Annotated in this window: 12 protein-coding genes; 10 read left to right on the top strand and 2 right to left on the bottom strand. The window is 29.0% G+C overall.

Features of this window, described 5'->3' with window-relative positions:
* The first annotated feature begins 14 nt into the window (after window positions 1-14).
* The 7 genes from MSCUN_RS06450 (at window position 15) to MSCUN_RS06480 (ending at window position 8610) form a co-directional block, all read left to right on the top strand.
* A complete protein-coding gene (locus tag MSCUN_RS06450; RefSeq protein WP_095608020.1) occupies window positions 15-1451 on the top strand; it encodes a baseplate J/gp47 family protein in 1437 nt (478 codons plus the stop codon).
* 126 nt (window positions 1452-1577) lie between these two features.
* Window positions 1578-2063, top strand: coding sequence for a hypothetical protein (locus MSCUN_RS06455; protein WP_095608021.1), 486 nt, complete (start codon window positions 1578-1580; stop codon window positions 2061-2063).
* Window positions 2064-2070: 7 nt separating this feature from the next.
* The gene (locus MSCUN_RS06460; protein ID WP_095608022.1) at window positions 2071-4284 is read left to right on the top strand and encodes a hypothetical protein; all 2214 of its coding nucleotides are present in this window, start codon (window positions 2071-2073) and stop codon (window positions 4282-4284) included.
* Window positions 4285-4313: 29 nt separating this feature from the next.
* Window positions 4314-4781: a hypothetical protein gene (locus MSCUN_RS06465; protein WP_095608023.1), complete on the top strand. Its 468-nt coding sequence runs from the start codon at window positions 4314-4316 to the stop codon at window positions 4779-4781.
* 6 nt (window positions 4782-4787) lie between these two features.
* On the top strand, window positions 4788-5915 hold the full coding sequence (locus MSCUN_RS06470) for a hypothetical protein (protein ID WP_095608024.1): 1128 nt from the start codon (window positions 4788-4790) through the stop codon (window positions 5913-5915).
* Window positions 5916-7523: a peptidoglycan-binding domain-containing protein gene (locus MSCUN_RS06475; protein WP_095608025.1), complete on the top strand. Its 1608-nt coding sequence runs from the start codon at window positions 5916-5918 to the stop codon at window positions 7521-7523.
* A 25-nt stretch (window positions 7524-7548) separates the two neighbouring features.
* The gene (locus tag MSCUN_RS06480) at window positions 7549-8610 is read left to right on the top strand and encodes a peptidoglycan-binding protein (RefSeq protein ID WP_170104103.1); all 1062 of its coding nucleotides are present in this window, start codon (window positions 7549-7551) and stop codon (window positions 8608-8610) included.
* 166 nt (window positions 8611-8776) lie between these two features.
* On the opposite strand, the gene MSCUN_RS08460 is transcribed toward MSCUN_RS06480, so the two are convergent.
* Complete coding sequence (locus MSCUN_RS08460; RefSeq protein ID WP_275542257.1) at window positions 8777-8908, bottom strand: hypothetical protein; 132 nt, start codon at window positions 8906-8908, stop codon at window positions 8777-8779.
* A gap of 344 nt (window positions 8909-9252) precedes the next feature.
* On the opposite strand from MSCUN_RS08460, the gene MSCUN_RS06485 reads away from it, so the two are divergent.
* Entirely contained in the window at window positions 9253-9693 is a 441-nt protein-coding gene (locus MSCUN_RS06485; protein ID WP_095608027.1) for a hypothetical protein, read from the top strand.
* A complete protein-coding gene (locus MSCUN_RS06490; RefSeq protein ID WP_095608028.1) occupies window positions 9690-10157 on the top strand; it encodes a hypothetical protein in 468 nt (155 codons plus the stop codon). The genes MSCUN_RS06485 and MSCUN_RS06490 overlap by 4 nt, the downstream gene beginning before the upstream one ends.
* A 73-nt stretch (window positions 10158-10230) precedes the next feature.
* Here the strand turns inward: MSCUN_RS06490 and cysE are convergent, their stop codons facing one another.
* Window positions 10231-10965: a serine O-acetyltransferase gene (cysE, locus tag MSCUN_RS06495; protein ID WP_180738327.1), complete on the bottom strand. Its 735-nt coding sequence runs from the start codon at window positions 10963-10965 to the stop codon at window positions 10231-10233.
* A gap of 276 nt (window positions 10966-11241) precedes the next feature.
* Here cysE and MSCUN_RS06500 point away from each other — a divergent pair, with 276 nt between their 5' ends.
* A complete protein-coding gene (locus MSCUN_RS06500) occupies window positions 11242-12690 on the top strand; it encodes a glutamate synthase-related protein (RefSeq protein WP_095608029.1) in 1449 nt (482 codons plus the stop codon).
* Window positions 12691-12856 lie beyond the last annotated feature (166 nt).

A 12856-nucleotide genomic window follows, 5' to 3' on the forward strand; every position in this document is an offset into this window, starting at 1 on the left:
AGGATTGTTAAAAAGTGTCATTTATAAGATTAGATAACACAGAAGTAACACGAAGTAGTATAATTGAACGTATGATAATGTTCTATAAAGAACGATATGGTGAAGATTTAACTGAAGTTTGTGATCTTGCCGATGGAAGTGAAATGAGAACATTACTTGAAAGTATTGCAGTAGAAATTTATGATTTATATTACCAGGATGATGTGAGTTGTAGACAAGCATTTGTAAAAACAGCTGTAGGATATTATCTTGATATGAAAGGATGTGAATTTCATCTTACACGTTCACCATCTGCACAATCTACAGGATATTTAAATTTTAGTTTTAAAAGTGGACCTATTACAGTTGATTATACTATTCCTCAAGGATTAATGGTACTTGACCGTAAAACGGGTAATGAATATTATACAACTAGTAGTATGGATATTAAAGCGGGTGAACTTGAAGTAGATGTGCCTGCTATTAGTGTTCTTGAAGGTCTTGATTATAATTGTGAAACTGGAAGACTTACAGCATTTAAGAATATGAGTCAAGTTCGTGGTGATTTACAAGTTACTAATAAAACTGCTTTTACTGGAGGGCGTAATGCTGAGACAGATGAGCATTTTAGACAACGTATTCTTGAAGCTATGAAAAGTGAAGCATTTGGTACAGTTCAAAGTTATACTAATGCACTTGAAAATATAGAGGGTATTCATGATGTAGCTTTTATTAATCCTAAGGATGTAACAGATCATCTTGTAGGTGGTAAACGTTGCACAGCATGTACACGTGTATGTTATATTAATTCAAGTAATAAAACTAAGATTAATAATAATGATAGTACTAATAATACGAATAAACCTGTAGATTATGAATCAGCAGATGAAGATATGCTTTTTAAGGTTACAAATTATTTTACAAATCAAGATAATCTTGTTATTGGACATAGTTTTCATGTATCTGCTTGTAATTGTAGACGTCTTTATTTTAAAATTGAAGCATATACAAGTTTAAGTAATATAGATACTGATGAAATTATGAAAGCTCTTCGTACATATTTTGATGGTGGAACATATGGTGGAATGATTTATCCCGGTTTAGGTATTGGTGAGGCTGTACGTATGTATGGACTTATTGATGTGCTTGAACGCGTGCCAGGTATTGAACAAGTAGTAAATATTCTTAATATTAATTATCGTACTACTTATCCTGAAAATGCTAAGTGGGAACAACTTGGAAATGAAACGGATTGGGTATGGACTGATAGTATGGGTTTTACTTATCGTAAAGCTACTAAAGATGGAAAACCATCTGCACAGTGGGGAGAAAGACGTTTTAGAACCCTTACTGTTCCAGTAAATTATGTAGCTTATCTTGATTCTATGAAGAATAGTAGTCAAGATAGTAATAGTCCTGATATTTTATTCGAATCTATAGGTACTGTTCCACCTACTGAAAGAGGAAACTAAAAAATTAAAGGAGGATATTATGTTAGGGGATTTGTAAGGTTTTATTAACATGATTACAACCTCTAACAAAAATATTCAATAAAGAAAGTTGAAATGATGGATAATTTAAGGTGGTGTATAAAAGAAATGTCTGTAAGATGGAAAACAATAGTAAATAGATTACATCCCGAAACAGGATTAAAAGATAAGGATAATCAAGTATCTAAAATATTTGATCCAGTAATAGGTAAAAGTCTTGATAACTTTAACGAATACATAGATATTAGTGTACAAAATAGATTTTTACTAACAGCTACAGGAAAATATCTAGATAAAATAGGGGAAGATCATAGTATGCCCCGGGTATCTGGTGAAACAGATAATGAATATAGACAAAGAATTCTAAATAGTATGGATCAAAAATTAACAGTAAGATACTGTAAAAATAGAGGATTAATGCTATGGAGTATTAAAGGAATAAATAGCAATATACGTGGTCAACTTTCAAGCATAAACACATATACTTCAGCACAATATGCAGCTATTCCACGTAACACATCAGGTGAAAAATTTCTTAAAAATAGTCTGATATGGAATCATATAATACAGATATATCAACAAGGATGGAAGTAGATAAAAAATGGTAATGCTAGAAAATAACCCTGCACACGTAGAACATATTAATCAAATCATTTATAATAATAAAGAATTTGATATGTGGTATTGTTTTGATACTGCAGAATTATTAAGACAACATCCTAAATTTGGGCGTTATGATTCAAATAATCCAGGTTATTCTAAAATAACAACTAATGTAATTGATATAAGATATGATTTTTTACTTGTAAACATTATAAATAAGGGTAGTCATTATGTATATCGTTTTGATGTGCGTAACACATTATGGGATGGAAAATATCGTATAAGTCATAGTATGAGACCAGATGAACCACATCAAGGAGTGGTAGTAACTAAAGATTCTGAAGATCCTAACATACTTGAAATAAATATTGATAGTCATAATCTTGACCAAGCAGACTTACGTGTATGTTTTCATATGACACAAAAAGCAGATAGTAGAAGTATTGATGATAATTGTATTATTATTAATAATGAATCATATTACAGTGATCCATGTAGTCAAAATGTTAAACATAAAGGACATGTCTATATAAGTGGTACAACTAGTGTAGATACATATGATAGTCTTACACCATGCTCCAATTGTAATATAAAATTAGAACCATGTGATGTTAATGGAAATATAATCAATGGTGGATTATTAAAACAAGAAGATCTTTCAAACAATAAGGGTGAGTATAATATTACATATAGTAAAGTTAAAAAGCCTGGCGATTACTATGTGAAATTAACAGCATTTAAAGAAGTAGGAGTAAATAATACACTATTAACTGCTACACAAATAGTAAAAGTAAATAAATATCAAGATTGTAAAATTGGTGTGGATCTAGATAATATTGGACGTGTTTATAAAGGTGAAAAACATTTATTTACTATTAACTGTGGTCTTGAAAATAAACTAGGAGTAATTGATCCTGACAGAGTAAATGAAATAAAAGGATTAACAGCAAGTATAACGGTTAAATTTGCTGGAACAAGTCAAACATGTAGTTGTACAATTGATGAAAAAGGTCAAATAAGTGGAAGAATTAACTTTAGACACTACTATGGAGATACAGCTGAACTAAGTGTAACAATACCGGATCAAGGAGAATTTCCACAATCAAGTGCAAAGAAAACTATAAAATTAGATTGGTATTATGCAGATACACCAAAAGATATTATAGACACATGTAAAGATGAAAATGCAACTGATTTTATAATGATAAAAGCAAAAGATTATGATATGAGTACAGATCGTGTTGTAATTAATCGTGATATGACTCTTTGTGGGGTACAGGGGAAAAATTGGGCTACACTTATTGGACGTGGAACTAATCAAAACAATACTAATAGTATACTTAGTATACGTGGTGGAAATAGTCCAGATGGAAAAGTTCAAGTACACTTAGTAGGACTTAAATTTAAGAATGGAAACAATGCTATTTATATGTATGAAAATACAGATTTACGTTGCTATTATTGTTACTTCCTTAATAACATGCACCCATCACTTAATAATAAAGGATCAAGTATATTTAATGTAGTAAATGAAAGAACTAAGAAAGAAAGTAAGCATTTTAAAAATATTATTGATTCATGTTACTTCTATAACAATTTTGGTAATGAAATATGTGTATGTGGTAATACAAATATTACAAATTGTTTATTTGTTACAAATGAAGCAAATAAATTAGTTAACCCTGAACCTAAGGTACTTGAAATATATAATGGTGCAACTACTTATAAGAACAATAAAAGTCACATCAAAGTGTACAGCACTGTATACACAAAAAACCATGCTTGGGCTAAATTATTATGTTATGTGGGAGAACGTGGAAGTTTTAATGGTGCAACATGTAATATGCTACAAAAACCGAATACACTACCTGTTTTTGGTGAAAAATGGGGAAATCAAGCATATACATATGCTTTGTATTATTATCCACACTTTGGAATAAATCATAATATTAGTGCAACACCACATAGAGGACGTGAAAGAACATCAACAGGGCATGTAGGATATCGTTCAAAACCTTATATGTTTGCACAACCAGATGGATATAATTTAATACGTTATTATGGTAAGCGTAGTGGTACTAATACTTATGATCCATGGACTAAAAAAGAATTAGCAATGCCGGGAAATCTTGCAATATTTGATAGTAAGACCGGGGCATTTACAGGTACAAATTGGCCCTGGTTTAAGTATACAAATACACAGTGGAGTTAAAAAAAAGTAAATTTTTGGAAATGAAAAATATGACTTATTTTAGAAATAAATTTGATGATGAATTTAAAGTCTTATGTGAATTTATTGAACCTAAAGGTGGTGTAATACAATTACAAGGACATAATGATTACTATGCACATTTTACAAAAGTAAATGTACGTGATGAAATCAACAGAGCAAAAACACCAGTAAAAGTAATACCTTTACTTTTATTTAACCATCTTGAAAGTAGTAATAAAAGAAAATACGTAAGTGACATAGATGAAAATGGAAATTTAATATATTCACCTGAAGATCAAACAATACCAACAGAGGGCAAATTTCATAATGCTATTGTATGCCATGATCAAGCAGAAACTGAAATATATGCAACATTTGATCCTACAATACGTGAAACAATGGAAAGACCTTTCACATGTGATTTTGCTCCACCTGTAGGAGAATATATTACTAGTGAATATGAACAAGAATATAACGTTGAAGAAGATGAGGAATAGATTTTTATGTTATTATTACCAAGAAAATTAGGATCAGAATTAACATTAGATGATTATAATGCTTGTCAATACATGTTATATGAAATGAATTGTTGGAAAGATACATGTAATCTTGGAATGATATATGATGGATATTATGCACGTTACAATATGGACATTGAAAACTTTGATAAAAAAATTTATACAGATAAATTAGAATTAATCATTGATAAAATAGGATACATGTTAAATAGTAATGCAACAGCAACAAATAGACGGATTTATGTAAAATTATCAGAACAATTAACAACACATCGTACTATTCATTATACATTAACATATGCTGTACCATATACTCAAGATGGAGTAGAAATAAGTGCAATTCCATTAGGTGAAGATGTAGATGAAAAGGGATATAATAATTTAAATGCACCTAATATACATACATTAAAAGGAACATTAAAAAAAGCAGATAAGACTAAAGACTTAAAAACAGATGAAGAACTATTCTATATTGAACTTCCAACAAACAAATTTAAAGAAGGATGTGTAATATATCCTGAAATACAACTAGATTATAAATTCAACGACACGCCAACAATAGATATTTATAATGGAGAAGCAAACACTAATGATGAAATATTATTAGATAATGTAGATAAATTAGATCGTATGATAACACACACTGATCCATCAGAGGAAAAAACAATTTATAGATTAGATGCTAATAAAATATATACCTTAAATAAAACAATCACACTACCAGAGGGCACAGATATAGAAATAAGAGGTGGAAGTAATCGTAAAACAGTACTTAATGGAAGTAAATGTGGACGTTTATTTATAGTTCCTCCTAATACTAGATTAACTTTGCATAATTTAGAATTACATGAATGTGATTGTAGACAAGTAACACACTATCAAGGAATGGGTGGGGCTATTCTTGTTAAAAGTCGTAAAAAATTTGATGGTACATATGAATTTGGAGTACTAGAAACTAGTGATTGTGATTTTAAAGTATGTACGGCAAAGCATGGTGGAGCTATATATGCTTATCATGGTGGTCTCTATGTACATGATTGTAAGTTTTATAAATGCAGTGCAAATATGAGTGAAGGATATGGTGGAGCAATCAGTTATAGGAGACTTGATTAAATGGCTATTGATTGTAAAACAGTAAATATAAGAAAAGGAAGTATTGGAGAAGATGTAAAAACATTACAAACCTATCTATCAGAAAAAAAATTATATACAGGAAGTATAGATGGAAAATGTGAAAAATACACAGTAAATGCAATAAAAAACCTACAAAAAAAATATAAAAACCTTGCAGTAGATGGAGTATTTGGTCCTATAACATGTATAACTTGTGGAATTAATACAGCAACACCAACAAATACACCTATAGACACGGGTTGGAAATCACCCGCCACTGTATCACAAGATAGTCGATGGGATGTAATTAATCCTAATTTTGGGTGTTATGAATTTAATAATCTTAAAGCAATCAAGGTAGCAAATACAAGTTCTAGTGCATATATTCCAACAGATGGTGGAGTAAAAAAAGATTATCATGGTCCTGTAGTGTATGTAAATAATTTTGGATTTAATATACCTAAAGATGCAACAATTAAAGAAGTATATGTACGTACATGTACTAAATGTGGAAATGGATGGAATGAAGGAGTACAAACCAAATTATTAAAATTAAAAACTACAGCAAGTACTACAGATTTTGGTGTAGGAAAAGATATAAGTATTCATCCTAAATGGCCATTAAGATCATGGAGAGATACAACTGGAGGAGGAACGCCTGAAAAATGGGGTGTACAACTCACACCTGAACTTGTGAATAGTACTAATTTTGGATTTGTATATCAATGTACTGGAACTCGTGGTGGTGATCATGGGTGGATTATGCCTAGAATTGCTTTTCTTCAGATGAGAATAGTTTATGTTAAAAATAATACAAGTACAACTTCATCACCAGTTGTAACACCTGATTTTGATTTAGAATTTAGTTTTGAGGATAGTAAAGGAAATCCGCTAGTAGATACGGGGGATGAAAAGAATATTTATATAAGTACAGATCCTAAGGATAATAGAGAATTTATTACATTTGTAATTAAGTATATTGAAAAGGATAGTAATAAGAAATATCCAGCAGGGCAAACGCCTATTGTTAATTTAAAATCGAATTCATTAAAACTTTCACGTAAAAAAAGTTCTACATATCAAACTAAAACATTAAGTGTAAAAGAAATAAATGCAACTTATGATTCAGATGGAAAAGCAAATAATAGACCTGTATATTATTCTCGTGTTATGATTTCTCCTTATATTACACAGGGTGAATGTAGTTTCACTGTGGAATGTGGAAGTGTTAAAAAAACGTTTAAAGTTCCAGTTGATGTGAATATAGATTCAGATACATTAGATATTTCTGATATAAATTTATTAAATTTCATGATGGATGGAACTCAAAGATGTATTATTCATTCATGTAAATTTGAGGAATGTAAAGCATATGCTGGTGCAAGTTATGCTACTGTTAATATGCGTGATGATGTTTATCGGACAAATAATACACATGATTATGCAAGTAATGAAGCAAGTAAGCCATGTAAATTTAAGGATGATTTTAGTAAGTGTCCTCATCGTAGTAAGGATCTTAAAGCATGTCCATTTACTAAAACAAAATATTGTTATGGTGCAGGATATGTGGACTTGTATGCTGAAGTTAATAGATGTAAATTAAATTAAAAAAAAATAAAAGGGGATTTTAGGGTTGTTAGATTGTAATAAAATAAATATAAGAAAGGAAAGTAAAGGAAACGATGTTAAGGAATTACAAACGTATCTTACATTCCGAGGGTATTATGATGGAAAAATAGATGGTAGTTGTGGAGATTATACAGTAAGTGCAATAAAGAAACTACAAAAAGCAGTAGGTGGACTAGTAGTTGATGGAATATTTGGACCTCTTACATGTAAAGTAAGTGGAATTAATGGACGTGATATAAGTGGTACAAGTCAAACAATAGATCTTGATATTTGGAAGAATATGATGACACGATATGATAATTTCTTTAAACAACATGGACAAGAACCAGTTATATGTTACATTAATTATACTACAAAATATGAATATATAACAAATACGAAATATCAAGATATCAAAAAAAGATATGATACATATATTAAAGAAAATGGAAGAGAACCAAAATTTGTATACATTAATAAAACACAAATAACTCAACCAAATACAACTACAAATAAACCATCAACTAATACAATAATTACTTATTTTTCAAGTACTCCACATTATACAAGTCAAGGATGTAACAGGTTAGGACAGTGTACACCATATTATTGTGGTGTTCATTCATTACATCAAGTACTACGTAAGTTTGGTATAACAGATTATAGTGAAAGTACACTTGCTGCATGGGCTGGTACAACAACAGCAGGGACAAGTCATGGTGGAATTAATACGGCAATAAAAAAAGTGAATAGTAAAAAAGGAACTAATATAGAAATAAAATGGTTAAATTTTTCAGATCTTGGTAATACTACTAGTGCAAGATTTAAGGAATTAGGAAGACGTATTAATAATAGTAATTGTGATTGTATTGTACATAATCTTTATCGTAACCGGTATGGTCATTATGAAACAATACATAGTATTAACACTAAAACACAGAATGTTCAAGTACTTAATAGTCTTGGTACACGTACAGGTAGTTCTTATAAGGGATATATTGAAAATAGAAGTTTTAGTACTTTTCAATCATATATCAGTAATACCCCTGGTGGTCAGCCTAGTATTGGATTAATTACTAAAAAATAGATAGGATTTGGTTAGTTATGGATTTAAAATTAGATTTTGAAGTATTTATAAATAAAATTAGAAATAAATTTAATCGTCCACGTAAGGATGATATTATCGAAGAAGATAGTAATGGGGAATACGTCCAATAAATTATATGTTTTATCTTCTCCTCCCCACTTTTTTTTTAATTTTCTTTTTTTAATTCATGGAGTGCTTCAGCTATTTCTTTTAGATATTTATTTGTATTTCGTAGTTCTTCTATCAAGTTACCTTTTATTTTAAAGTCAACATATTGACAATCTTTACTATCTAACATATTTATTGTTTTTATAATTTTTAGTATTTATGAGTATTACTTAGAATGTATAAAGTTATGTCAAAACAAGAGTAAAACCTAACAGTACTGTAAGTAATTTACTTTCAACTCTTCCAATTTTATGTATAATTGTAGTATATGAAATAATTAAAAACAAGCCACATTTAATAGGTAAATTAAAAGAATCATTTAATATTTATGAAACACTTTTTAATTTAAACATATTATTTATAATAAATATAATTTTAAGCATGCTTCATATAGATACAATTATAAAATATGCCCTAATTTGCATAATATTATATATTGTAAATAAGAAAATACCAAAAAAACACACCAAAATTATGACAATAACAACACTAATTGTAATAATAACAATAACACCACAACTATTAAAATCATACATAATAACATTTTTAATACTGGAGTTTATCACAACTTTCATATACATAATGAAACACAAACTACTAGATGTAATTTTAACTAAAAATTACACAATAAATAACTTATCTGAAGGAATGCTTCTTGCACAACCTCTTATAAATACACAACATAAATACACATTTAACAATAATTATGAATCTGGAAATATAGTTCTTAAAAATAATATCTATGGCTTAGAAGAAAAAGATATAACATTACTTAAAAAACTAGAAGATGAAAATTATATAACACATGTTCCAATTAAAAAAACCATTTGTTTTGCACCATTTATACAAGTAGGTGTAATATTAACAATTCTATTTGGAAATATTATAACAACAATAATAGGTGCTATACTATGAATAATAAAGGACAAATAACACTTGAATATATGCTGATATTTTTCATGTCAATAATTATAATTACAACAGTTGTACTTCCATTTTTATGTGATGAAATTGATACAGTAGATGATATTAAAACTACTATGCAAACTAAAGCTATGCTTAATGAACTTTCAAGTAATATAAATATGGTATATTCATCAGAATATGGAACATCTAAAAATATTGCAATAAAAACACCTTCAAGGCTAAATTTATCATACACACAAAATGGATCAAGAAATTATATTTCAACATACATTACACTAAATAATAATTCAAGACGTTGGGTTGGTGTTGAAGTTCCATGCAGTATATCATTTGCAAATAAGCCTAACTATAGATATACAGTTGTTAAAAATAATTGGTGGTATTATAATACAGAGGTTAAATGGATAAAATCAGATGATGGTAGTATGAGTATTAATATAAATTTTAAATAAAAAAAAAGAGAAAGTTAATAAAAAAAAATAATGAAAAAAAAATAGAAGTATAAAATGAAAAAGGAGAAGGAGTTTATTTTTTTATATCTTCTCGTTTTATTTTTTTAATTGTTGCTTGTTTTAAATCACGTAATTCCTTGTATGCTACTGATGTTTTTTTAACCTCATCTTCTTCATCATCAAATACTACTTTTTCTAGTTTTTCTTGACGTAGGATGAGTGTTGTTAGTATATCTGTAATTGGATCTGGTATTTTTCCATGTTCAAGGTCATGATTATTATTTTTATCTTTACGTAGTGATTCTAGTGTTTTTCCTGGTATTCCTACTATTGTAGAATTTGGTGGTGCTGGTTTTGTTACTACAGATCCTGCCCCGATTTTACAGTTTTCACCTATTTCTATATCTCCTAGTACTATTGCATTTGTTCCTACTACTACGTTATTTCCTATTGTTGGATGTCTTTTTTTATTTTCAAGACTTGTTCCACCAAGTACTACTCCTTTATATAGTAGTACATCATCTCCTACAATTGTTGTTTCTCCAATTACTACTCCCATTCCATGATCTATGAAAAATCGTCTTCCTATTGTTGCACCAGGATGTATTTCTATTCCTGTGAAGAATCGATTTATATGGGAGATAAATCTTCCTGCAAGTTTATGTCCACGTACCCAGAACCAGTGTGCTATTTTATGAAACCATATAGCATGAAGTCCAGGATAACATAGAATTACTTCTACTGTACTTTTTGCAGCTGGATCATTTGAAAAAACAGTTTGTATATCTTCTCGTATTCCCTCAAACATTTTACTTCTTAATCCCCATTAATTATGATATGTCCTTATTTTTTTGTTAGTAGTTTAACTAATTATACTTATTTTTTATAGTTTTTAATTAATATTTATTTAGTTAATATAATTTAATAAATAAAACTTTTTAATATTACCTTATACAAATACTAGGATAATACTTAAAAAAAAATAAATCTTAGTTTAATATACTAATAAACTAGCATATGTTATTTTTTTTTATTATAAAAGAGAAATTAAATAAGAATAAAAAAAAAGTATAGGTGATTAAAAATGAGATATCAATGTCCAAACTGTGGATACATATATGATGAAGAAAAAGAAGGAGCACCACTACGAAGTATGAAAAATTGTCCTGTGTGTGGTCTTTCAACAGCATCATTTATACCAATAGATGAAAATGGAAATGAAATAACAGACTTTGAAGAAAAAGAAGAAGTAGATGTAAAAGAAACTAAAAAAACACAAGATGATAAAAAAGAAGAAAACTCAAATTCAATGCTTTCATTTCCTGAAAAATATGAAAAAAATGAACCTGGTATAAGATATATGGACTTAATACATGATCTTAGTGAATATCCAGTAAGTGTAATATCTGCAATGGCTACAGATTTTCCAATGCCTTCATGGGATGATATACTAATACTTGGAAATCAACTAAATCCATTACCACTAGATGAAGATGCACCAGTTAAAACAACAACAATCATAGGTCCTAATGCTAAAAAACCATTAGTAATTGAAAATCCTGCATTTGTATCACATATGTCATTTGGAGCAATATCCGAAGAAGCAAAAGAAGCACTAGCAAAAGGAAGTGCTGATGCAAAAACAGCAATGTGCAGTGGAGAAGGAGGAGTACTTCCCCAGATAAAAGATGAATCATACAAATATATCTTTGAATATGTACCAAATCAATATAGTGTAACTGAAGAAAATCTTAAAACATCAGATGCAATAGAAATTAAGATAGGACAAGCAACAAAACCAGGAATGGGTGGATTACTTCCTGCATCTAAGGTAACAGAACAAATAGCAAAAATACGTGGTAAACCTGTAGGTGAAGATATACTTTCTCCTTCAACATTTCCAAATATACAATCAAGAGAAGATCTTAGAAATGTTGTAGATGAACTTAGAGATAGATCAAATGGAAGACCAATAGGAGTTAAAATAGCAGCAAATCGTATTGAAGAGGATCTTGAATTTATTAGTTATTCAGGTTGTGATTATATAACAATAGATGGACGTGGTGGTGCTACAGGTGCAAGTCCAAAATTAATGCGAGATTCAACTAGTGTACCTACTATATATGCTCTTTATCGTAGTCGTAAATATATGGATGAACATGGTATGGATCAATCACTAGTAATTACAGGAGGTTTACGTGTTTCAACTGATATTGCAAAAGCACTTGCAATGGGAGCTGATGCTGTAGCTCTTGCAACTGCATCTTTAATGTCTATTGGATGTCAACAATATCGTGCATGTAGCTCAGGTACATGTCCAATAGGAATTGCAACACAGGATCCAGAACTACGTAAAAGATTTAAAGTAGATATTGGAGCTAAACGTTTAACTAACTTCTTTAATGTAACACTTGAAGAACTTAAATCAATATCACGTATAACAGGACATGATGATATACATGATCTTAATATATCTGATATTGCAACATTTAATGAAAATATCTCAAATTATACAAATATTAAACATATGTAGATGAAGATTTTTACATCACCCCCTTTATTTTTTTTCATTATTTTTTTAAATAAATTTCATGATTTATTATACTCTTTATATACTTTATTTTATTTTTTCAAAAATTTTTAAATATAATTATTAATAATGATAAAAAACAAATATATTAACATACCTCAAAAAAATA

This window comes from Methanosphaera cuniculi, assembly GCF_003149675.1.
Classification (GTDB): domain Archaea; phylum Methanobacteriota; class Methanobacteria; order Methanobacteriales; family Methanobacteriaceae; genus Methanosphaera; species Methanosphaera cuniculi.